General features: G+C 72.2%; 18 protein-coding genes. 15 read left to right on the forward strand and 3 right to left on the reverse strand.

Annotated elements, in window-relative coordinates:
* The first annotated feature begins 2 nt into the window (after nucleotides 1–2).
* From murG to ACIO5E_RS02330, 8 genes are all read left to right on the forward strand, one after another.
* Nucleotides 3–1,109: an undecaprenyldiphospho-muramoylpentapeptide beta-N-acetylglucosaminyltransferase gene (gene murG / locus ACIO5E_RS02295; RefSeq protein ID WP_400662565.1), complete on the forward strand. Its 1,107-nt coding sequence runs from the start codon at nucleotides 3–5 to the stop codon at nucleotides 1,107–1,109.
* On the forward strand, nucleotides 1,102–1,878 hold the full coding sequence (locus ACIO5E_RS02300; RefSeq protein ID WP_400662568.1) for a cell division protein FtsQ/DivIB: 777 nt from the start codon (nucleotides 1,102–1,104) through the stop codon (nucleotides 1,876–1,878). The genes murG and ACIO5E_RS02300 overlap by 8 nt, the downstream gene beginning before the upstream one ends.
* A gap of 363 nt (nucleotides 1,879–2,241) precedes the next feature.
* Complete coding sequence (gene ftsZ, locus ACIO5E_RS02305) at nucleotides 2,242–3,468, forward strand: cell division protein FtsZ (RefSeq protein WP_400662571.1); 1,227 nt, start codon at nucleotides 2,242–2,244, stop codon at nucleotides 3,466–3,468.
* Nucleotides 3,465–4,196 carry a peptidoglycan editing factor PgeF gene (pgeF, locus tag ACIO5E_RS02310; protein ID WP_400662573.1) on the forward strand — a complete coding sequence of 244 codons (732 nt, stop codon included), beginning with the start codon at nucleotides 3,465–3,467 and terminating at the stop codon, nucleotides 4,194–4,196. The genes ftsZ and pgeF overlap by 4 nt, the downstream gene beginning before the upstream one ends.
* Complete coding sequence (locus ACIO5E_RS02315; RefSeq protein WP_400662576.1) at nucleotides 4,196–4,999, forward strand: YggS family pyridoxal phosphate-dependent enzyme; 804 nt, start codon at nucleotides 4,196–4,198, stop codon at nucleotides 4,997–4,999. The genes pgeF and ACIO5E_RS02315 overlap by 1 nt, the downstream gene beginning before the upstream one ends.
* Nucleotides 5,000–5,302: 303 nt before the next feature.
* Nucleotides 5,303–5,905, forward strand: a complete 603-nt coding sequence (locus ACIO5E_RS02320) for a cell division protein SepF (protein WP_280674448.1) — start codon at nucleotides 5,303–5,305, stop codon at nucleotides 5,903–5,905.
* 99 nt (nucleotides 5,906–6,004) lie between these two features.
* Nucleotides 6,005–6,286, forward strand: a complete 282-nt coding sequence (locus ACIO5E_RS02325) for a YggT family protein (RefSeq protein WP_063347232.1) — start codon at nucleotides 6,005–6,007, stop codon at nucleotides 6,284–6,286.
* A 59-nt stretch (nucleotides 6,287–6,345) separates the two neighbouring features.
* Nucleotides 6,346–7,683 carry a DivIVA domain-containing protein gene (locus tag ACIO5E_RS02330; RefSeq protein ID WP_400662580.1) on the forward strand — a complete coding sequence of 446 codons (1,338 nt, stop codon included), beginning with the start codon at nucleotides 6,346–6,348 and terminating at the stop codon, nucleotides 7,681–7,683.
* A gap of 145 nt (nucleotides 7,684–7,828) precedes the next feature.
* Here ACIO5E_RS02330 and ileS read toward each other — a convergent pair whose 3' ends face one another.
* Nucleotides 7,829–10,957 carry an isoleucine--tRNA ligase gene (gene ileS, locus ACIO5E_RS02335; RefSeq protein ID WP_400662582.1) on the reverse strand — a complete coding sequence of 1,043 codons (3,129 nt, stop codon included), beginning with the start codon at nucleotides 10,955–10,957 and terminating at the stop codon, nucleotides 7,829–7,831.
* A 642-nt stretch (nucleotides 10,958–11,599) separates the two neighbouring features.
* Between ileS and ACIO5E_RS02340 the strand changes: the two genes are divergently transcribed.
* The 4 genes from ACIO5E_RS02340 (at nucleotide 11,600) to ACIO5E_RS02355 (ending at nucleotide 14,335) form a co-directional block, all read left to right on the forward strand.
* Entirely contained in the window at nucleotides 11,600–12,067 is a 468-nt protein-coding gene (locus tag ACIO5E_RS02340; protein ID WP_400662585.1) for a TraR/DksA family transcriptional regulator, read from the forward strand.
* 163 nt (nucleotides 12,068–12,230) lie between these two features.
* Complete coding sequence (gene lspA / locus ACIO5E_RS02345; protein ID WP_400663412.1) at nucleotides 12,231–12,875, forward strand: signal peptidase II; 645 nt, start codon at nucleotides 12,231–12,233, stop codon at nucleotides 12,873–12,875.
* A gap of 58 nt (nucleotides 12,876–12,933) precedes the next feature.
* On the forward strand, nucleotides 12,934–13,872 hold the full coding sequence (locus ACIO5E_RS02350) for an RluA family pseudouridine synthase (protein WP_280674431.1): 939 nt from the start codon (nucleotides 12,934–12,936) through the stop codon (nucleotides 13,870–13,872).
* A 1-nt stretch (nucleotide 13,873) separates the two neighbouring features.
* Complete coding sequence (locus tag ACIO5E_RS02355; protein WP_400662588.1) at nucleotides 13,874–14,335, forward strand: GNAT family N-acetyltransferase; 462 nt, start codon at nucleotides 13,874–13,876, stop codon at nucleotides 14,333–14,335.
* Nucleotides 14,336–14,437: 102 nt separating this feature from the next.
* Here the strand turns inward: ACIO5E_RS02355 and ACIO5E_RS02360 are convergent, their stop codons facing one another.
* Complete coding sequence (locus ACIO5E_RS02360; protein WP_400662591.1) at nucleotides 14,438–15,454, reverse strand: mechanosensitive ion channel family protein; 1,017 nt, start codon at nucleotides 15,452–15,454, stop codon at nucleotides 14,438–14,440.
* Nucleotides 15,455–15,584: 130 nt separating this feature from the next.
* Between ACIO5E_RS02360 and ACIO5E_RS02365 the strand changes: the two genes are divergently transcribed.
* Nucleotides 15,585–18,374 carry an alpha/beta fold hydrolase gene (locus ACIO5E_RS02365; RefSeq protein ID WP_400662594.1) on the forward strand — a complete coding sequence of 930 codons (2,790 nt, stop codon included), beginning with the start codon at nucleotides 15,585–15,587 and terminating at the stop codon, nucleotides 18,372–18,374.
* On the forward strand, nucleotides 18,371–19,237 hold the full coding sequence (locus ACIO5E_RS02370; protein ID WP_400662596.1) for an ABC transporter permease: 867 nt from the start codon (nucleotides 18,371–18,373) through the stop codon (nucleotides 19,235–19,237). Before ACIO5E_RS02365 ends, ACIO5E_RS02370 begins: the two co-directional genes overlap by 4 nt.
* Before the next feature lie 14 nt (nucleotides 19,238–19,251).
* Here the strand turns inward: ACIO5E_RS02370 and ACIO5E_RS02375 are convergent, their stop codons facing one another.
* Nucleotides 19,252–20,910, reverse strand: coding sequence for an alkaline phosphatase D family protein (locus tag ACIO5E_RS02375; RefSeq protein ID WP_400663415.1), 1,659 nt, complete (start codon nucleotides 20,908–20,910; stop codon nucleotides 19,252–19,254).
* Nucleotides 20,911–21,049: 139 nt separating this feature from the next.
* Between ACIO5E_RS02375 and ACIO5E_RS02380 the strand changes: the two genes are divergently transcribed.
* Nucleotides 21,050–21,679: a dienelactone hydrolase family protein gene (locus tag ACIO5E_RS02380; protein ID WP_400662598.1), complete on the forward strand. Its 630-nt coding sequence runs from the start codon at nucleotides 21,050–21,052 to the stop codon at nucleotides 21,677–21,679.
* The last annotated feature ends 52 nt before the right edge of the window (nucleotides 21,680–21,731 follow it).

Genomic DNA, 21,731 nt, shown 5'->3' on the forward strand with positions numbered 1-21,731 from the left:
CGGTGCATGTCGTACTCGCCGGCGGGGGGACCGCCGGTCACATCGAGCCGGCCATGGCCCTCGCGGACGCCCTCCGCAGGCATGACCCGTCCGTCGGGATCACCGCCCTGGGAACCGAACGCGGTCTGGAGACCCGACTGGTGCCCGAGCGCGGCTACCAGCTGGAGCTCATCCCGGCCGTCCCGCTGCCCCGCAAGCCCACCCCCGAGCTGATCACCGTCCCCGGCCGGCTGCGCGGTACCGTACGAGCCGCCCAGGAGATCATCGAACGGGTCAACGCGGACGCCGTGGTCGGCTTCGGCGGCTACGTCGCGATGCCCGCCTACCTGGCCGCCAAGCGGGCCGGCGTGCCGATCGTGGTGCACGAGGCGAACGCCCGTCCGGGCCTGGCCAACAAGATCGGCGCCCGCTACACCGACTTCGTGGCGGTCTCCACGCCGGACAGCAAGCTGCGCGACTCCCGGTACATCGGCATCCCGCTGCGCCGGACCATCGCCACCCTGGACCGCGGCGCCGCCCGACCGGAGGCCCGGCACTACTTCGGCCTCGACCAGCGCCTGCCCACCCTGCTGGTCTCCGGCGGATCCCAGGGCGCGCGCCGGCTCAACGAGACGGTCACCGCGATCGCCCCGCGGCTCCAGCAGTACGGCGTGCAGATCCTGCACGCGGTCGGCCCGAAGAACGAGCTGCCGCAGGTCGAGGACATCCCCGGGATGCCGCCGTACCGGGCGGTGCCGTACGTCGACCGGATGGACCTCGCCTACGCGGCCGCGGACCTGATGCTCTGCCGGGCCGGCGCCATGACCGTCGCCGAGCTGGCCGCCGTCGGGCTGCCCGCCGCGTTCGTCCCGCTGCCGATCGGCAACGGCGAGCAGCGGCTGAACGCCCAGCCGATGGTCAAGGCCGGCGGCGGCCTGCTGGTGGACGACGCCGAGCTGACCCCGGACTGGGTGCTGCAGAACGTGCTGCCGGTGCTCACCGACCCGCAGCGGCTGTGGGACATGAGCCGGGCCGCCGCCGAGTTCGGCCGCCGGGACGCCGACGACCTGCTGGTCGGCATGGTCTACGAGGCGATCCAGGCCTCCCGCGGCGGTCGCCGCCGTGGCTGACGGCCGGCTCGCCGACCCGCTGGAGGACGAGCTGGAGGACGAGGAGTCCGCTCCTCGGCTCCGGCTCTCCCGGCGGGGCATCGTGGTGCTGAGCGTGCTCGGCGCCGCGGTGCTGGGCGTGCTGGCCTGGGTGGTGTTCTTCTCCTCGCTGCTGGACGTGCGCGAGGTCGCGGTCCAGGGACCGAAGGACGACAAGCTGACGGCGGACCAGGTCCGCGAGGCGATCGGACGGGTCGGCGACGGCCCGCTGGCGCGGGTGGACCTGGACGCCGTCCAGCACCGGGTGGAGGCGATCCCCCGGGTGGCCAAGGCCGAGGTGTGGCGGGGCTGGCCGCACACCCTGCAGGTGAAGGTCGTCCAGCGTGCCGCGGTGGCCGCCGTCAAGGGGGAGGACGGCCAGTTCACCCAGGTGGACGCCGGCGGCGTGAGCTTCGCCACCGAGGCGGCCCCGCCGGAGGGGGTGCCGGTGGTGGAACTGCGGCTCAGTCAGCAGGCGAAGGACGGGGACGGGGTGATCTCCCGTTCGCAGCTGGTGCAGGGTGCGGTGTCGGTGGCCGCCGGGCTGCCGCCCGAGGTGGCGAAGCGGGCCGGGGCGGTGCTGGTGCACTCGTACGACGATATTCAGCTGCAGCTCAGCGGGGGTGCGACGGTGCACTGGGGGAGCCCGGAGCAGACCGATCGCAAGGCCCGGACGCTGGTCGCGTTGATGACGCAGAAGGGCACGAACTTCGACGTGAGTGCGCCGGAGGCGCCGGCGGTGTCGGGATGATCCGGTAGGTTCTGTGCCTGAGGGAGGGGTTGACGCTGTGAAGTGTCAGCCCGACCCTTGGTGGTCACCCCGGTTTCATTCGCCGGCCGATGATCACATAGGCTCAAAAGAAAAAGGGAAGCTCGGCGTGTTCGTTGAAACACGTGCCTGGAGCCACCTAGTGTCCTGTGTCACCAGACTGTGCCCCCTGGTGATGTGACGGAGGCACAGGACTAACCCTAAAGGTCAAGTTTAGGGTTGGGGTCGGCGGTCGGCATTTCGGACATTCAGTCGGAAACCAGGCTCCCTACCCATCGACATCCGTCGGCACGACCCCCCGTCGGGTCGGGTCGACCCGGAAATTCGAGGCGAGAGGCCTTCGACGTGGCAGCACCGCAGAACTACCTCGCAGTCATCAAGGTCGTCGGAATCGGCGGCGGTGGTGTCAACGCCATCAACCGGATGATCGAGGTCGGTCTCAAGGGCGTCGAGTTCATCGCGATCAACACCGATGCGCAGGCCCTCCTGATGAGCGACGCCGACGTCAAGCTCGATGTGGGCCGTGAACTCACCCGGGGCCTCGGCGCCGGCGCCAACCCCGAGGTCGGCCGCAAGGCCGCCGAGGACCACCGCGAGGAGATCGAGGAGGTCCTCAAGGGGGCCGACATGGTCTTCGTCACCGCCGGCGAGGGTGGTGGCACGGGCACGGGCGGCGCGCCCGTGGTCGCCAACATCGCCCGCTCGCTCGGCGCCCTGACCATCGGCGTGGTCACCCGCCCCTTCACCTTCGAGGGCCGGCGCCGCGCCAACCAGGCCGAGGACGGCATCGCGAGCCTGCGCGAGGAGGTCGACACCCTCATCGTGATCCCCAACGACCGGCTGCTGTCCATCTCCGACCGCCAGGTCAGCGTGCTCGACGCATTCCGCTCGGCCGACCAGGTCCTGCTCTCCGGTGTCCAGGGCATCACCGACCTGATCACCACCCCCGGCCTGATCAACCTCGACTTCGCCGACGTCAAGTCCGTCATGTCGGAAGCCGGTTCGGCGCTCATGGGCATCGGTTCGGCCCGCGGCGAGGACCGTGCCAAGGCGGCCGCCGTGATGGCGATCTCCTCGCCGCTGCTGGAGGCCTCGATCGACGGCGCCCGCGGTGTGCTGCTGTCGATCTCGGGCGGCTCCGACCTCGGTCTGTTCGAGATCAACGAGTCGGCCCAGCTGGTCAGCGAGGCCGCGCACCCCGAGGCCAACATCATCTTCGGCGCGGTCATCGACGACGCGCTCGGCGACGAGGTCCGGGTCACCGTCATCGCGGCCGGCTTCGACGGCGGGCAGCCGCCGGCGATCGTCCGCGACCCGGTGGTCAAGGCCACCCCCGCCGCCGCGACCACGACGCCGACCACCCCGGAGCGCCCGGCCACCCGGCCGTCCTACGGGAGCATCGGCTCGGTGACGTCCCGTTCGGAGGGTGACACCCACACCTCCACGCCGCGCGCCGCCGAGACCTCGGCCACCACGACCGCCGCCCCGGTGCCGCCGCAGGTGCAGCCGGCCCGACAGCCGTTCGTGGAGAGCGCGGCGGAGGAGCTCGACGTCCCGGATTTCCTTAAGTGATCGATCACGCAGTACACGCGGGTGCTCACTTCGCCTTCACCGATCGGTGGGGCGGGGTGAGCACTTCGCCGTACGGGGAGCTCAACCTCGGCGGGGCGGTGGGGGACGACCCGGAGGCCGTCCGGGAGAACCGGGCGATCGTCGCCCGGGAGCTCGGACTGAACCCGGTCGACGTGGTCTGGATGAACCAGGTGCACGGCGCGGAGGTCGCGGTGGTGACGGAGCGCCAGCCGCCGGGGGAGGCCCCGACGGTGGACGCGGTGGTCACCGACCGGCCGCTCGCGCTCGCCGTCCTGACCGCCGACTGCACCCCGGTGCTGCTGGCCGACCCGGTGGCGGGCGTGGCGGGCGCGGCCCACGCGGGCCGGCCCGGGCTGGCGGCCGGGGTGGTTCCCGCGGTCGTGCGGGCGATGATCGAACTGGGGGCCGAGCCGGGTCGGATCGTCGCGGCCACCGGCCCCGCGGTCTGCGGCCGGTGCTACGAGGTGCCGGCCGACCTGCGGGCCGAGGTCGCCGCGGTGGTGCCCGCCGCGTTCGCCGAGACCTCCTGGGGAACGCCGGCCCTGGACGTGCCGGAGGGAGCCGCGGCCCAGTTGGCCGCCGCGGGGGTCACCGAGCTGGTGCGATCACCGGTCTGCACCCTCGAATCCGCCGATCACTACTCCTATCGCCGCGAGCAGCGCACCGGCCGGCTCGCGAGCTACGTCTGGTTGGGCACTGATCACTGATGACGAACGACATCTACGGACCGTTCCCGGGCGGCGCCGCCTTCCCCGATCCAAGCTGGTCGGCGGCGCTGACGCAGGGCCAGCGGGCCCGCTACGAGGAGCTGGGGACCAACCTCGACGTGGTCGAGCAGCGGATCGCCGACGCCTGTGCGGCCGTCGGACGGGCGCGCGACGAGGTCACCCTGATCGTCGTCACCAAGACCTACCCCGCCGAGGACACCGCGCTGCTGGCCGGGCTGGGTGTGACGGACGTCGCGGAGAACCGCGACCAGGACGCCGCACCCAAGGCGGAGCAGTGCAGAAACCTTCCTCTTGACTGGCACTTCGTCGGACAGCTGCAGACCAACAAGGTCCGCTCGGTCGTCCGGTACGCGAACCACGTGCACTCGGTGGACCGGCTGCGGCTGGTCGAGTCGCTCTCCGCCGCGGTGCTCAAGTCCGAGCGCCCGGAGCTGGGTTGCCTGGTGCAGGTGGCCCTGGACAAGGAGCACGGCGAGGGCGCCCACCGGGCCGGAGTCGCCCCGGAGGACGTCGCGGAAATCACCGACGCGATCGCCGACACGCCCGGGCTCCGGCTGGACGGTGTGATGACCGTCGCTCCGCTGGCCGGTCCGCTCGCCGGAGACCCGGCTCGGGCCTTCGAGCGGCTGACGGAAATCGCAACCGCCGTACGGACGGCCCATCCTGCTGCCACCATGGTCTCCGCAGGGATGAGCGGTGACCTTGAGCAGGCGATTGCCGCCGGGGCGACACATGTGCGCGTCGGAACGGCGGTACTCGGAGTGAGGTCACCCCTCAGGTAACGTCACCGGGTAGTAGATCAGACTGCAGGACAAAATAGGACAGAATCTAGCAGCTCCTCGGAGCGCTAGCGAACCGTGGATCGCAGCTCCGCGGCCCCCACTCCACGAACTCTGACCGGCCGTCGGCCTGACGGGCCGTCGTGGGTGGACCGCGGAATCCGCAGGCAGGGCCGCACGGCCTGGCCGCCGGGACGGAGCCGGTCCGCACGGAGCGAGCGGAGCGGGCGACCATCGGAAGGTGCGCGTTTCGCGAAGCCGCCACCGAGCGCCAGCGAGGTGGCTATGAGCGGAGGAGACAGGAGCATGGCCGGCGCAATGCGCAAGATGGCGGTCTACCTCGGCCTCGTGGAGGACGAGACGTACGACGGCCAGGGGTACGACCCTGACGACGACTACGACGCGGACCCCGAGCCGATTCGAACGGGACAGCGGACCGAGGACATTCCCCGGCCGGCCGCCGCACCCGCCCCGGTCTCCTCGATCACCCCGCAGCCGGTCGCGGCCGCGGTGCCGATCCGGCAGGAGACCCCGAGGATGGCCCCAGTGTCGTCCATCACACCCGAACGCCGCCACAACCTGGAGAAGAGCGCCCCGGTGATCATGCCCAAGGTAGTGAACGAACGAGAGCCCTACCGCATCACCACGCTGCACCCCCGGACCTACAACGAGGCCCGTACCATCGGGGAACAGTTCCGTGGCGGGACCCCCGTGATCATGAATCTGACCGAGATGGACGACACCGACGCGAAGCGGCTCGTAGACTTCGCCGCTGGACTCGTCTTCGGTCTGCACGGCAGTATCGAGCGCGTGACACAGAAGGTGTTCCTGCTGTCGCCTGCTAACGTCGATGTCACGGCGGAGGACAAGGCTCGGATCGCCGAGGGTGGGTTCTTCAACCAGAGCTGACCCGGCCACGACTTTACGTGTGGATCTGATCAACAGTGGATTACCGACAGGCGACGAGCGGCAGGCCCAAGGGCCCGGGACCGGGGAGAGGGAAACGCGATGGACATCGTGTGGGCGGTGCTCTACTACGCCCTGACCGTCTTCCTGGTGTTCCTGCTTGTGCGACTGGTCATGGACTGGGTCTTCCAGTTCGCGCGTTCGTGGCGGCCGGGTAAGGCCATGGTCCTGGTCCTGGAGGCCACGTACACTGTCACGGATCCGCCGCTCAAGCTTCTTCGGCGGTTCATCCCGCCGTTGCGTTTCGGGGGCGTGGCGCTCGACCTGTCCTTCTTCGTACTGATGATCATTGTGTATGTCCTGATCTCGCTTGTGCGGCCCTAGTCGTAGGTGAGCGATGCGACAGGATGCCGGTGTGCCGACGATCACGTTGAGGTGAAGAGATGCCATTGACCCCCGAGGACGTTCGGAACAAGCAGTTCACGACCGTCCGTCTGCGCGAAGGCTATGACGAGGACGAGGTCGATGCCTTCCTCGACGAGGTCGAGGCGGAGCTGACCCGTCTGCTTCGCGAGAACGAGGACCTGCGCGCCAAGCTGGCCGCCGCGACTCGCGCCGCCGCGCAGAACCAGGCCAACATGCGGAAGGAACCGCCGCAGGACTCCCGTCCCGGCGCGCCCGTCCCGGCCGCCATATCCGGCCCGCCGATCCCCGGCCAGCAGGGCCCCGGTGGTCCGCAGCAGCAGATGGGCCCGGGCGGCCCGCAGCAGCAGCAGATGGGTGGTCCGCAGCAGCAGATGGGCAACCAGCCGCTCGGCCTGCCCTCCGGCGCCCCGCAGCTCCCCGCCGGCCCGCAGCAGATGGGCGGCCCGCAGCAGCAGATGGGCCAGACCATGGGCGGCCAGCAGCAGCTGGTCCAGCCGATGGGCGGTCAGATGCTCCAGCCCATGGGCGGCCCCGGTGGCCCGCAGCAGCAGATGGGCAACCCGATGGGCCAGGGCATGGGCCAGCAGCAGATGCAGCCGATGGGCGGCCCCATGGGCGGCCCGCAGCAGCAGATGGGCGGCCCGCTCGGCGGTCCGATGCAGCAGCAGCAGGGCCCCGGTGGCGACAGTGCCGCCCGCGTCCTGGCGCTCGCTCAGCAGACCGCCGACCAGGCGATCTCCGAGGCCCGTTCCGAGGCCAACAAGATCGTCGGCGAGGCCCGCAGCCGGGCCGAGGGCCTGGAGCGCGACGCCCGAGCCAAGGCGGACGCCCTGGAGCGGGACGCGCAGGAGAAGCACCGCGTCGCGATGGGCTCGCTGGAGTCCGCGCGTGCCACGCTGGAGCGCAAGGTCGAGGACCTGCGGGCGTTCGAGCGTGAGTACCGTACGCGCCTCAAGTCGTACCTGGAGACCCAGCTGCGCCAGCTGGAGTCGCAGGCCGACGACTCGCTCGCCCCGCCGCGGATCCCCGCCACCGCGTCGCTGCCGCCGGCGGCCTCGTCGATGGCGCCGGCCGGTGCCGGTGCGATGAGCGGCGGTGCCCCGTCCTTCGGTGGCAACCAGCCGTCCTTCGGCGGCAACTCGCCGTCGTTCGGCGGTCAGAGCTCCTTCGGCGGGAACCCGCCGGCGCCGAGCTTCGGCGGCCAGCCGTCCGGTGGCAACACCGGCGCGCCGCAGATGCAGCCGGCCGGGATGACCCAGCCGATGGCGGCCGTCCGGCCGCAGCCTCCGCAGCCGATGCAGCAGGCGCCGGCGCCGATGCGGGGCTTCCTGATCGACGAGGACGGCGACAACTGAGGTCGTAGCACGGCCTTTTGAGAGCGCCCCCTGTCCGACCTCCGGGTCGGACCGGGGGCGCTCTTGCGTTGGCCGGGGCGGTGGGGCCGGGAGCGGGTACGGCGAAGCCGCCGGAACCGGGTGGTTCCGGCGGCTTCGGGGTCGGTCAGGCCTTGCGGAGCTGGAAGGCGAGGCCGAGGGATTCGTCGGTGAAGGTCTCGGACTCCCAGTCGGCCGCGCCGGCGGCGAAGTCGGTGGCGAGCACCTCCTCGGCGACGAGCGGACCGTGCTCGGCGATGGCCTCCGCGGTCTCCTCGGAGGTGGCCCGCCAGCGCAGGACGATGCGGTCGGCGACGTCGAGGCCGGAGTTCTTGCGGGCCTCCTGGATCTGGCGGATGGCGTCGCGGGCGACGCCGAGCCGCTTGAGCTCCGGGGTGATGGCCAGGTCGAGGGCGACGGTGGCGCCGGACTCGTTGGCGACGGCCCAGCCCTCGCGCGGGGTCTCGGTGATGATCACCTCGTCCGGGGAGAGGGCGACCGTCTCGCCGTTCAGCTCGACCGAGGTCTCGCCGTTCGCGCGCAGTTCGGCGGCGAGGCGGGCGGCGTCGGTGGCGGCGACCGCCTTGGCGACGTCCTGCACGCCCTTGCCGAACCGCTTGCCCAGGGCGCGGAAGTTGGCCTTGGCACTGGTGTCGACCAGCGAGCCGCCGACCTCGGCCAGCGACTCCAGGGTGGAGACGTTGAGCTCCTCGGCGATCTGCGCGCGCAGGTCGGCGGGCAGCTCGTCCCAGCCCTGGGCGGCGATCAGCGCGCGGGACAGCGGCTGGCGGGTCTTCACGCCCGACTCGGCGCGGGTGGCCCGGCCGAGCTCGACCAGACGGCGGACCAGCGCCATGTGCCGGGAGAGGTCGGCGTCGACCAGCGACTCGTCGACCTCCGGCCAGGTGGCCAGGTGGACCGAGGCCGGGGCGTCCGGGACGACCGGGACGACCAGGTCCTGCCAGACCTGCTCGGTGATGAACGGGGTCATCGGGGCCATCAGCCGGGTGACCGTCTCCAGCGCCTCGTGCAGGGTGGCCAGCGCGGCGGCGTCGCCCTGCCAGAAGCGGCGGCGGCCGCGGCGGACGTACCAGTTGGACAGGTCATCGACGAAGCCGGACAGCAGCTTGCCGGCGCGCTGGGTGTCGTACGCCTCGAAGGCCGAGTCGACCTCGCGGACCAGGGTGTTCAGCTCGGAGAGCACCCAGCGGTCCAGCTGCGGGCGGTCGGCCGGGGCCGGGTCGGCCGCCGAGGGGGACCAGCCGGCGGTGCGGGCGTACAGGGCCTGGAAGGCGACGGTGTTCCAGTAGGTGAGGAGGGTCTTGCGGACCACCTCCTGGATGGTGCCGTGGCCGACCCGGCGGGCCGACCAGGGCGAGCCGCCGGCCGCCATGAACCAGCGGACGGCGTCGGCGCCGTGCTGGTCCATCAGCGGGATCGGCTGCAGGATGTTGCCCAGGTGCTTGGACATCTTGCGGCCGTCCTCGGCCAGGATGTGGCCCAGGCAGACGACGTTCTCGTAGCTGCTCTTGTCGAACACCAGGGTGCCGATCGCCATCAGCGTGTAGAACCAGCCGCGGGTCTGGTCGATCGCCTCGGAGATGAACTGCGCCGGGTAGCGCTTCTCGAACAGCTCCTTGTTCCGGTACGGGTAGCCGTACTGGGCGAAGGGCATCGAGCCCGAGTCGTACCAGGCGTCGATGACCTCGGGGACGCGGGTCGAGGTGCCGCCGCACTCGCGGCAGGCGAAGGTGACGCCGTCGATGTACGGGCGGTGCGGGTCGAGGCCGCTCTGGTCGGTGCCGGTGAGCTCGGATAGCTCGGCCAGCGAGCCGACGCAGGTGAGGTGGCCCTCCTCGCAGCGCCAGATCGGCAGCGGGGTGCCCCAGTAGCGGTTACGGCTCAGCGCCCAGTCGATGTTGTTGTTCAGCCAGTCGCCGAAGCGGCCGTGCTTCACGTTCTCCGGGTACCAGTTGGTGGCCTCGTTCTCCCGGATCAGCGCGTCCTTGACCGCGGTGGTGCGGATGTACCAGGACGGCTGCGCGTAGTAGAGCAGCGCGGTGTGGCAGCGCCAGCAGTGCGGGTAGCTGTGCTCGTACGGGAGGTGGCGGAAGAGCAGGCCGCGTTCCTTGAGGTCCGCGACCAGGGCCTCGTCGGCCTTCTTGAAGAACTGGCCGCCGACCAGCGGGACCTCGGGGGCGAAGGTGCCGTCGGCGAGCACCGGGTTGACCACCGGCAGGCCGTACCGGCGGCAGGTCGCGAGGTCGTCCGCGCCGAAGGCGGGGGACTGGTGGACGATGCCGGTGCCGTCCTCGGTGGTGACGTAGTCGGCGTTGAGGACGTAGTGCGCGTCCTCGATCTCGACCAGGTCGAAGGGGCGGCGGTAGGCCCAGCGCTCCATCTCGGCGCCGGTGAAGGACTCGCCGGTGGCCTCCCAGCCCTCGCCGAGGGACTTGGCGAGCAGCGGCTCGGCGACGACCAGCTTCTCGTTGCCGTCGGTGGCCACCACGTAGGTGACGTCGGGGTGGACGGCGGCGGCGGTGTTGGAGACCAGGGTCCACGGGGTGGTGGTCCAGACCAGCAGTGCGGCCTGGTCGGCCAGCGGGCCGCTGGTCAGCGGGAAGCGGACGAAGACCGAGGGGTCGACGACGGTCTCGTAGCCCTGGGCCAGCTCGTGGTCGGACAGGCCGGTGCCGCAGCGCGGGCACCAGGGGGCGACCCGGTGGTCCTGGACCAGCAGGCCCTTGTCGAAGATCTGCTTGAGCGACCACCAGACGGACTGGACGTACGACGGGTCCATCGTCCGGTAGGCGTCGTCGAGGTCGACCCAGTACCCCATGCGGGTGGTCAGCTCGGTGAAGGCGTCGGTGTGGCGGGTCACCGACGCGCGGCACTTGGCGTTGAACTCGGCGATGCCGTAGGCCTCGATGTCCTGCTTGCCGGAGAAGCCCAGTTCCTTCTCGACGGCGAGCTCGACCGGGAGGCCGTGGCAGTCCCAGCCGGCCTTGCGGGCGACGTGGTAGCCCTTCATCGTCCGGTAGCGCGGGAAGACGTCCTTGAAGACGCGGGCCTCGATGTGGTGGGCGCCGGGCATGCCGTTGGCGGTCGGCGGGCCCTCGTAGAAGACCCACTCGGGACGGCCCTCGGACTGCTCCAGGCTGCGCTGGAAGATCTTGCCGTCCTGCCAGAAGGACAGGATCTGGTGTTCGAGGGCGGGCAGGTCCACCTGCGCGGGGACGGGATTGTAGGTGCTCATCGCGGGTGTCATACCTCCGGCGGATGTGGACGGGATCCGACGGAGGGACGAGACGGCAAGCCGCCCCGCGGTACCACCCTCCTTGGCCGCGATGCTGCGTGCGGCCCTCTTGTTTGGGCTTGCTGCCGGGTCTAGTGGGCCGGCCCGCGCGGTGGCGGGGGGCCGTTCTTCCGGCGGCTCCGGGGTGATCTTCCCGCTGTGCACGCCCCCGGGCTCGCACCGTCCCCGGGTCGCTGGTGGCTGCGTACGTCGGTACTCGTCCCATCTGCGCCTTGCAGGGCCAGTGTATCGGCCGGGCAAGTCGGTTTGTCCAAATCGTTTCGCCCGCACCTTTCGGCCGGGAGGCTTCGGGGGTGGGCCGCGGCGGTGGTTAGGCGGGGGTGATCTGGGCACAAGTCTGGTCAGCGCGCGGGGCGTGGCGGCTGGGGCGGCTGCCTGGGTGGGATCATCATGGGGCGTCGGTATGTCATGTTGTGACCGATTTTGATCAGGATTATCGTTCCGGCACTGGAGGCCGCCGGGAACCGGCGGCTCGATTCGTTCGTAGATGGGGTCGAAGCCATGGCTGAGAAGGCAACCGGCGCGGGTACCGCCACCAAGCGGGCACGCAAGGCCGTGGCGGCCGATCCAGGGGAGGGGACCGTGACCACTACCGCACGGCAGAAGAGCAGCACCGACACCGTCACCGTGCCGCGCGGCGCCGAGTCGGTGGACCCGGCCACGCTGCCGGTCCGGCACGGCGAGGACCCGTGGACCACCGACGAGGTCCACGAACTGCACACCGAGCTCATCAGCGAGCTGGAGCGGCTGCAGAACGAGATCGACGCGGCCGAGGCGGCCATCTCCGGCCTGATGCGCGACTCCAACGACGGAGCCGGCGACGACCAGGTGGACGCCGGTACGAAGAACATCTCGCGGGAGAGCGAACTCGCGCTGGCCAACAACGCCCGGGACAGCCTCGCCCAGACCGAGCGGGCCCTGGTCAGGCTGGAGGGCGTCGGCTTCGGCACCTGCGAGTCCTGCGGGCAGGCCATCGGAAAGGCTCGGATGCAGGCCTTCCCCCGGGCCACGCTCTGCGTGCAGTGCAAGGCCAAGCAGGAACGCCGCTGAAGCGGCCGACCGGGGCGGCGCAGGGGGTCGGGCTTGCCGTACGCTCGACCCCGTAACGTCGCCTGATCCTTGGGACACGTCCGTTCGGAGGTGTCCGGTACGGCGACCACGGGCCCATCCTCCCCCACCTCCGGCCGGGGGAGCTCCATCGGCAGCGGAGCGGATCATCAGTACGCAAGGTTCCCCCCAGACGCGGGACGACGCCGTCCCGACCCCCGCCGAAGCCGTGGAGGTGGCCGTGGCCGAGCCCACCGAGCCTGCGGAGCCCACCGAGGCGACCGCCCCGGTCGCGGCGGAGGCGCCGAAGGGCCCGCGGCGCATCGGCGTGCTGCTGGTCGTCGCGCTGCTCGCGTTCCTGATCGACCTCGGCGGCAAGCTGCTGGTCGTGGCCCGGCTGGAGAACCACGCGGCGATCAAGGTGATCGGCGACGTCGTCACCTTCCAGGTCATCCGCAATTCCGGTGCCGCCTTCGGCATGGGCCAGGCGCTGACCGTCGTCTTCACGATGATCGCCTCGGCCGTCATCGTGGTGATCTGGCGGATCGCCCGACGGCTGTACAGCCTGCCCTGGGCGATCGCGCTCGGGCTGCTGCTCGGCGGGGCACTGGGCAACCTCACCGACCGGCTGTTCCGCTGGCCGGGCGTCTTCCGCGGGCACGTCGTCGACTTCATCTCCGTCCAGCACTTCGCGGTCTTCAACCTCGCCGACTCGGCGATCGTCTGCGGCGGCATCCTCGTGGTGCTGCTCTCCTTCCGGGGCAGCAACCCGGACGGCACCGTCCACCAGCAGGGCGGCAAGGCCGAGTAACGGAGGCCCGAGCGGTCGGCGGGCGGGGGAGGGCCGCCTTTCCGGCATACTCGTACGGGTGAGTACCGCTGCGCAGATCCGAAGCCTCCCCGTACCCGACGGCCTGGAGGGCGAACGCCTCGACGCCGCCCTCGCCCGGATGTTCGGCTTCTCCCGGACGAAGGCCGCCGAGTTGGCCGCCGACGGCAAGGTGACGCTCGACGGCGCCGTGGCCGGCAAGTCGGACCGGGTGACCGCCGGCTCCTGGCTGGAGGTCGAGATCCCCGCTCCCGCCGCACCGGTGCAGATCGTCGCCGAGGCGGTCGAGGGCATGCGGATCGTCCACGACGACGAGGACATCGTGCTCGTCGACAAGCCGATCGGCGTCGCCGCGCACCCCAGCCCCGGTTGGACCGGCCCCACCGTCATCGGCGGGCTCGCCGCGGCCGGCTACCGGATCTCCACCTCCGGCGCCGCCGAGCGCCAGGGCGTCGTGCACCGGCTCGACGTCGGCACCTCCGGACTGATGGTCGTCGCCAAGTCCGAGCGCGCGTACACCGACCTCAAGCGGCAGTTCCACGACCGGATCACCGAGAAGCGCTACCACACCCTCGTCCAGGGCCACCCGGACCCGCTGAGCGGCACCGTGGACGCGCCGATCGGGCGACACCCCAGCTCGGACTGGAAGTGGGCCGTGACGAAGGACGGCAAGCCGTCCATCACGCACTACGACCTGATCGAGGCCTACCGGGCCGCGTCGCTGCTCGACGTCAAGCTGGAGACCGGCCGCACCCACCAGATCCGGGTGCACATGTCGGCGCTGCGCCACCCCTGTGTGGGCGACCTGACGTACGGCGCCGACCCGACGCTGGCCAAGCGGCTCGGGCTGACCCGGCAGTGGCTGCACGCCGTGTCGCTCGGCTTCGAGCACCCGGCGGACGGGCAGTGGGTCGAGTTCACCAGCGAGTACCCGGCCGACCTGCAGAAGGCGCTCGACGTCATCTCGGCGGAGAGCTGAGATGACGGCCGCCATCCGGGTCGCGCAGGACGCGGCGGACCTGGCGCTGGTGCGCTGGGTGCGGCGCGAGGTGTTCGTGGTCGAGCAGAACGTGCCGGAGGAGCTGGAGTACGACGAGTACGACGCGACCTCGGTGCACCTGCTGGCCGTCGGAGCGGACGGGGCCGCGCTCGGCACCGGGCGGCTGATCTTCGGGGAGCAGGCGCTGAAGCTCACCGGGGGTGTCGCGGGGCGGGTGCTGCTCGGGCGCCTGGCGGTGGTGTCCGCGGCCCGGGGGACCGGGCTCGGGGCCGAACTGGTGCGGGCGATCGAGGCCGCCGGGCGGGAGCGCGGGGCCGTCGAGCTGGAGCTGCACGCGCAGGTGCAGGCGCTGGGGTTCTACGAGCGGCTGGGCTACCTGGCGGAGGGCCCGGAGTACGACGACGCGGGGATCCCGCATCGGACGATGACGCGGGTGCTGTAAGACCGACCGGTCTAAGGCGCCTGGTTGCGGGAATCCCCGTGCCCCCGGTGGGGGTGCGGGGATTCCCGTCCTTCCGGGGGCCGGTTCCCGCTGTCGGCGGCCTCAGCCCTCGGTGGTGCGCAGGCGGGGGAGGGCGTGGGGGTGCTCGTCGCGCAGGTGGGCGATGAGCTGTTCGCGGATGTCGAAGCGGAGCTGGGCGGCGTCCTCGGGCGTGCGGGCGGTCATGGTGGCGCGGACCACGATGGTGCTGGGGGTGGTGTCGGTGACCTGGAGGGCCCACTCGACGCCGTCCCAGAGGGGGTTTTCGGCGAGCCGGGTGCGCAGGGCCGCGCGCAGGTCGTCGACCCGGGTGCTGTGGTCGAGGTGGAGCAGGACGGCGGCGAGCAGGCCCGGGTCGCGGCGGGTCCAGTTCTCGAAGGGCTTGTTGACGAAGTAGGAGACCGGGACGATCAGTCGCCGGTAGTCCCAGAGCCGGACCACCAGGTAGGACAGGGTGATCTCCTCGACCGTGCCCTGCTGGCCGTCCACCACCACGGTGTCGCCGATCCGGACGGTGTCGCCGAAGGCGATCTGCAGGCCGGCGAAGAAGTTGCCCAGGGTGCTCTGCGCGGCGATGCCGGCCACGATGCCGATGATGCCGGCGGAGGCCAGCAGGCTGGCGCCGATGGTGCGCATCGCGGAGAAGGTCAGCAGCATCACGGCGATGGTCACCACGACGACGACCGCGCCCGCCACCCGGCGCAGCATGCCGATCTGGGTCCTCATCCGCTGTACCCGGGAGGGGTCGTCGATGACCGCCTCATACCGGCTGAGCACGGCCTCCAGGACGGCCGCCACCACCCGGACGGTGAGCCAGCCGAGTGAGGCGAGCAGGAACAGCAGCAGCAGGTGGTGGATGCCGCCGCCGCGCTGGTGGAAGATCCGCCCGAGCGGGTCGGCGGCGAGCAACAGGGCCGACACGACGGTGAGTTGGAGCGGGATGCGGCAGCGGCGCAGCAGCGCCCAGACCGGTGCCTCGGGGTGCCGGACGGCGACCCGCTGAAGCGTCTGGTCGACGACCCAGCCGATCACCAGGGTCGCGGAGACGGTGGCGAACAGGGCGATCAGCGGCCAGAGCACGGGCACCTTCTCGGGCGGGAGGCGGCAGGAGGGTACGCCGTACCATACCCGGGCGAACCGGGGTGAACCGGACGAAGGAGCCCGGGCCCTTATCGGACGCCTACCCGGGCGGCCGATACGATCAGCCCCCATGGAGTTCGGTGGGGCGTGGCGCCGGTGGCGCGGCCGGGGTACGTCGGTGCGGCGCAAGGTGCTGGCCGGGGCGGTGGCCCTGGTGGCGGTGGCCGGGTTCGGTACGGCGGCGGCGTCCGGCGGTGAGCAGGCGGTCCGTCAGGAGGACCGTTTCCTCGCCATGCCGGAGACTCCCGGCAGCGACCAGCAGGTCCAGCTGGACACCTCCTTCTTCACCACCGGCACCACCCCGCGCCCGGCGGTCCTGCTCGCGCACGGCTTCGGCGGCTCCAAGGACGGCGAGCGCGAGCGCGCCCAGCAGCTGGCCCGGCAGGGCTACGCCGTGCTGACCTGGTCGGCGCGGGGGTTCGGGCACTCGGGCGGGAAGATCGGCCTCAACGCGCCCGACCGCGAGGTCGAGGACGTCAAGCACCTGGTGGACTGGCTGGCCGGGCGCCCCGAGGTCCAGCTCGACGGGCCCGGCGATCCCCGGGTCGGCATCACCGGCGCCTCCTACGGCGGGGCGGTCTCGCTGCTCGCCTCCGCGTACGACCACCGGATCGACGCGGTGGCCACCCAGATCACCTGGTGGAACCTGGCCGACGCGCTGTTCCCGCAGGGCGTCCAGGGCTCCGGCGCGGTGGACGGCGTGTTCAAGAAGCTCTGGGCCGGGATCTTCTTCACCACCGGCGCGGCGGGCGACCTCGGCCCCTCCGGTGGCGCGCCGCGCGGCGGCGGGCCGACGCCGGAGCAGGACGGGCCGGTCGGCTGCGGGCGGTTCCTGGAGTCGCTCTGCCAGATGTACGACCGGGTCGCCACCGCCGGGCACGCCGACCCGGAGGCCGTCGCGCTGCTGGATCGCTCCAGCCCGTCCTCGGTGGCCGCGCAGCTCAAGGCGCCCACCCTGGTCGTCCAGGGCCAGCAGGACTCGCTGTTCCCGCTCGACCAGGGCGACCGGATCGCCCGGGCGGTCGCCGCCAACGGCGCGCCCGTCTCGGTGGACTGGTTCGCCGGCGGGCACGACGGCGGCACCGACACCAGCGCCCGGGTGGACGACCGGGTGACCGCCTGGTTCGACCATTTCTTGAAGAATCGCGGCCTGCGCGGCCGGGGCACCGACACCGGCCCCGCCTTCCGGGTCACCCGCACCGGCGGCGTCGACTCCACCGGCTTCCAGGCCGTCCTGCGCGGCGCCACCGCCGACAGCTACCCCGGCCTCGGCGGAACCGGCTCGCGCAGCGTCGAACTCGCCGGCGGCGAGAAGACCTTCGCCAACCCGCCCGGCGGCGCCCCGCCCGGGATCTCCACCCTCCCCGGCATCGGCGCGCTCAGCCAGGCCGCCTCGCTCGGCGCCGGGCTGTCACTGGACTTCCCCGGCCAGCACGCCGCCTTCGACTCCGCGCCGCTGGACCGGCCGCTGCACCTGACCGGGCAGCCCACCGTGCCCGTCCAGGTGCGCGCCGACCGGCCGGACGCGGTGCTCTTCGCCAAGCTGTACGACGTCGGCCCGGACGGCAAGGCCGTGCTGCCGCAGCAGCTGGCCGCCCCGCTGCGGGTGACCGGCGCCGACGCGGGCCGCACCGTCACGGTCGCGCTGCCCGCCGTCGACCACACCTTCCCGGCCGGGCACCGGCTGCGGCTCGTCCTGGCCGCCACCGACCTCGCGTACGCCTCGCCCGCCGAGCCCGCCACCTACCGGGTCGCGCCGGCCGGGGCACTCACCGCGCCGACCGTCGAGCAGCTCGTCACCGAGGCCGCGCCGTTGCCCGCCCGCACCTGGCTGCTGCCGCTGGTCGCCGTGGCGGTGGCCGCCGGTCTGGTCCTCGTCCCCCGGCTGCGGCGCCGCCGGCGGGCGGTCGGCGGGCCGGCGTACGACCCGGCGCTGGCCGGTGTGCCGCTGCAGATCACCGGCCTGAGCAAGCGCTACAAGGGCGCCCAGGACCGGTACGCGGTCAAGGAGTTGGGCTTCCGGGTCGAGCAGGGGCAGGTGCTCGGCCTGCTCGGGCCCAACGGCGCCGGCAAGACCACCACGCTGCGGATGCTGATGGGCCTGATCCGGCCCGACGCGGGCGAGATCCGGATCTTCGGCCACCTGGTGCGCCCCGGCGCCCCGGTGCTCTCCCGGGTCGGCGCCTTCGTGGAGGGCGCGGGCTTCCTGCCGCACCTCAGCGGACGGGCCAACCTGCGGCTGTACTGGCAGGCCACCGGTCGGCCGGAGGCGGACGCCCGCTTCGACGAGGCGCTGGCCATCGCCGGCCTCGGCGAGGCGCTCGACCGCGCCGTGCGCACCTACTCGCAGGGCATGCGGCAGCGGCTCGCGATCGCCCAGGCCATGCTCGGGCTGCCCGACCTGCTCATCCTCGACGAGCCGACCAACGGGCTCGACCCGCCGCAGATCCGCGAGATGCGCGAGGTGATGATCCGGTACGCGGCGGCCGGGCGGACCGTCATCGTCTCCAGCCACCTGCTCGCCGAGGTCGAGCAGAGCTGCACCGACCTGGTCGTGATGGACCGCGGGCAGCTGATCACCACCGGCGCCGTCGGCGAGATCGTCGGCGCGGGCGGGCTGCTGCTCGTCGGCGTGCCGGCCGGGTACGCGCCGTCGGAGTCGGTCGTCGAGAAGGTGGGCGCGCTGGCCGGGGTCGGCTCGGTGGAGGCCGTCGAGGGCGGGCTGCTGGTGCGCCTGGACGGGCTGGCGGCCAGCGAACTGGTGGCCGAGCTGGTGCGCCTCGGCGTGCCGGTGGAGAGCGCCGGGCCGCAGCGGCGGCTGGAGGACGCGTTCTTGTCGTTGATCGGAGGTACGGCGTGAGCACGAATGTTTCGCCCGTTTCGGCGGACCACGCCGAGGGTTACCGGGCGAGCCGGACGCTGCCGCTGCGGGTGGAGGCGATGCGGCAGTTGCGGCGGCGCCGCACGCTGGTGATCGGCGCGGTGCTGGCCGCCATGCCGTTCGTCCTGCTGGCCGCGTTCCAGATCGGCGGCCCCCCGAGCCGGGCCGACCGGACCACCTTCATCGACCTGGCCACCGCCTCCGGGCCCAACTTCGCGGCCACCATGCTGTTCGTGGGCACCGGCTTCATGCTGGTCATCCCGGTCGCGCTGTTCTGCGGGGACACGGTCGCCTCCGAGGCCAGCTGGTCCTCGCTGCGCTACCTGCTGGCGGCGCCGGTGCCCCGGGCCCGGCTGCTGGCCCGCAAGTTCGCGGTCGGGTTGGCGTTCTCCGCCGTGGCGGTGGTCATGCTGCCCGCGATCGGGCTGGTCGTCGGCACCGCCGCGTACGGCTGGGGGGACCTGAAGCTGCCCGCCGGGGCCACCCTCTCGGCCGGGGAGGCGCTGCCCCGGCTGGCCGTCGCGGCGGCGTTCGTGTTCCTGAGCGAGATCGTGATCGCCGCGCTGGCGTTCTGGCTCTCGACGGCGACGGACGCGCCGCTGGGTGCCGTCGGCGGGGCGGTGTTCGCGTCGATCATCACCGGCGTCCTGGACGCCGTCACGGCGCTGGGGGACCTGCGGGAGTGGCTGCCGGCGCACTGGCAGTACGCGTGGGCGGACGCCCTGCAGCCACAGCTGGAGTGGGGCGGCATGGTGCAGGGCGTCTCGCTGTCGCTCTCGTACGCGGCGGTGCTGCTCGCGCTGGCCTTCCGGGGGTTCGCGCGCAAGGACGTGGTGTCCTAGGCCCCGGGTGGGCGTCAGGTGACCGGGGCGTCCGCGCGCTCTATTCGCTGGGTGCCGGTGCGGGTGCGGTAGGAGCGGGTCCAGCTGCTGGTCGCGTCCTTGCGGGTGCGGTCGGAGAGGACGTAGTAGTCCATCTGGGTCCGCTCGGGCGTGATGTCCAGGACTCCGTAGCCGTGCGAGTCCAGGTCGACCCATTTGACGTGCGGGTTGGCGGTCCTGATCGCGGTGGCGGCCGCCAGTGAGACGGTCTGCGGCGCGACCTTCAGCAGGTCGTCGACGTTGTCCGAGGTCACCGAGGTGACCACGAACTCGGTGGCGACGCTGCCGGACAGCGGGTAGGTGGCGGCCTCGTTCGGGACGTCGCCGGCCCAGGCGGAGTGGATGTCGCCGGTCAGGAAGACGGTGTTGGTGATGCCGTTCGCCTTGAGGTGGCCGAGCAGTTCACGGCGATCGTGGGTGTAGCCGTCCCACTGGTCGAGGTTGACCGCCACGCCCTCACCGGGCAGGCCGAGCAGCTTGGCCAGCGGGCGCAGCAGGTAGTCGGGCAGGGAGAGGAAGGCGACCGGGGAGATCATCACCTCGTTGCCGATCAGCCGCCAGGTGGTGTCGGAGGCGGACAGCCCGGCCTTCAGCCAGTCCATCTGGGCGCGGCCGGTGATCGTGCGGTCGGCCGAGTCGACGGCGCCGCTGCCGGTCCTGGCCTGCTGGGAGCGGAACGAGCGCTGGTCCATCAGGTGCAGGTCGGCGAGCCTGCCGTAGCGCAGGCGGCGGTAGGTGGTGCCGGCGATGGACGGCCGTACGGGCATCCACTCGAAGTAGGCCTGCTTGGCGGCGGCCATCCGGTCGGTCCAGTCGCCCTCGGTGCCCGGGGTGTGGTTCTCGGCGCCGCCGGACCAGGCGTCGTTGGCGAACTCGTGGTCGTCCCAGATCGCGATGGTCGGGAGCTTCGCGTGCAGGGCCTGGAGGTCCTCGTCGGTCTTGTACTGGCCGTGCCTGGTGCGATAGTCGGCCAGGGTGAGGATCTCGTGGGTGGGGGCGTGCGGGCGCACGACCGTGCCACGGGCGCAGAACTCGCCGGTCTTGTACTCGTAGATGTAGTCGCCGAGGAAGAGGAAGGCGTCCAGGTCGCCGCGGGCGGCGAGGTGGCGGTAGGCGGAGAAGTAGCCGCCCTCCCAGTTGGCGCAGGAGGCGACGCCGAACCGCAGCCGGGCGAGGGCGGCGTCGGTGGCCGGGGTGGTGCGGGTGCGGCCGACCGCGGAGACGGTGGCGGCCGGGGCGGCGTCGGCGGTGAAGCGGTACCAGTACGGGGTGTCCGGGGTCAGGCCGCGGACGTCGGCCTTGACGGTGTGGTCGGCGGCGGCGGTGGCGGTCACCGTGCCGCTCGCGACGATGCGGGTGAAGGCCTGGTCGGCGGCCAGCTCCCAGCGGACCTCGGTGTCGGGGCCGAGGCCCGAGCCGGGGACGGCCTCGGGGCGGGGCGTCACCCTGGTCCAGAGCAGGACGCCGTCGGGGAGGGGGTCGCCGGAGGCGATGCCGTGGAGGAAGCGCGGGGCGGCGTCGGCGGCTGCGGCCGCTTCGGCGGGGGTGGAGAGGGCCAGCGGGAGGGCGGACGCGCCGGCGGCCAGTGCGCCGGCCTTCAGCACCTGGCGGCGGTGCGGGCGGGCGGAGGTCATGTCATGGACAAGATCGTTCACGTCCGGAAGGCTACCGGCTGGTAAAGCATAGGCAAATCCCGTGAACTGACGTTCCGTCGCCCGTCCGTCGCGCCCCGCCTCCGCGGCGGGCGGGCCGCAGCGGCCGGGGCGCGAAGCCATGGGGGATCATGGGGGAGTACCCGCCCTCAGCTGCCGAAGGACCCCGACCGTGGCCCAGATCGTCCTCTTCCACTCCGCCCTCGGGCTGCGCCCCGCCGTGCACGCCGCCGCCGACCGGCTGCGCGCCGCCGGGCACACCGTGCACACCCCCGACCTGTACGACGGGCGGACCTTCGACGACATCGAGGCCGGGCTGGCGTACCAGGAGGAGGTCGGCGGCAGCGAGGAGCTGCTGCGCCGGGCGGTGACCGCCGCGGCTCCGCTGTCCGACGGCGGGCTGGTGTACGCGGGGTTCTCGCTCGGCGGCTCGCTCGCGCAGAACCTCGCGCTGGCCGACGAGAAGGCGCGCGGGCTGCTGCTCCTGCACGGCACCTCCGACCTGCGGGAGGACGCGGCCACCGAGATCCCGGTCCAGCTGCACGTCGCCGAGCCGGACCCGTTCGAGACCGAGGACTGGCTGAACGCCTGGTACCTGCAGATGCGGCGGGCCGGCGCCGACGTCGAGGTGCACCGCTACCGGGGCGCCGGGCACCTGTTCACCGACGCCGAGCTGCCCGACTACGACGCCGAGGCCGCCGAGCGGGCCTGGGCCGTCGCGCTGGACTTCCTGGCCGAGCTGGATTCCTGACCGAGGGCGGCGGTCGGCGGCCGGGGGGTCGGGGCTCGGGCCGGGCCGGGTC

The organism is Kitasatospora sp. NPDC087314 (assembly GCF_044744365.1).
Classification (GTDB): domain Bacteria; phylum Actinomycetota; class Actinomycetes; order Streptomycetales; family Streptomycetaceae; genus Kitasatospora.

Excerpts from the sequence above, each read along its gene's own strand:
- ACIO5E_RS02380 (WP_400662598.1), top strand. The coding sequence starts at position 21,050 with ATGGGGGATCATGGGGGAGTACCCGCCCTCAGCTGCCGAAGGACCCCG.
- ACIO5E_RS02315 (WP_400662576.1), top strand. The coding sequence starts at position 4,196 with ATGACGAACGACATCTACGGACCGTTCCCGGGCGGCGCCGCCTTCCCC.
- ileS (WP_400662582.1), bottom strand. The coding sequence starts at position 10,957 with ATGAGCACCTACAATCCCGTCCCCGCGCAGGTGGACCTGCCCGCCCTC.
- ACIO5E_RS02365 (WP_400662594.1), top strand. The coding sequence starts at position 15,585 with ATGGAGTTCGGTGGGGCGTGGCGCCGGTGGCGCGGCCGGGGTACGTCG.
- ACIO5E_RS02355 (WP_400662588.1), top strand. The coding sequence starts at position 13,874 with ATGACGGCCGCCATCCGGGTCGCGCAGGACGCGGCGGACCTGGCGCTG.
- ACIO5E_RS02320 (WP_280674448.1), top strand. The coding sequence starts at position 5,303 with ATGGCCGGCGCAATGCGCAAGATGGCGGTCTACCTCGGCCTCGTGGAG.
- ACIO5E_RS02375 (WP_400663415.1), bottom strand. The coding sequence starts at position 20,910 with ATGACCTCCGCCCGCCCGCACCGCCGCCAGGTGCTGAAGGCCGGCGCA.
- ACIO5E_RS02330 (WP_400662580.1), top strand. The coding sequence starts at position 6,346 with ATGCCATTGACCCCCGAGGACGTTCGGAACAAGCAGTTCACGACCGTC.
- ACIO5E_RS02325 (WP_063347232.1), top strand. The coding sequence starts at position 6,005 with ATGGACATCGTGTGGGCGGTGCTCTACTACGCCCTGACCGTCTTCCTG.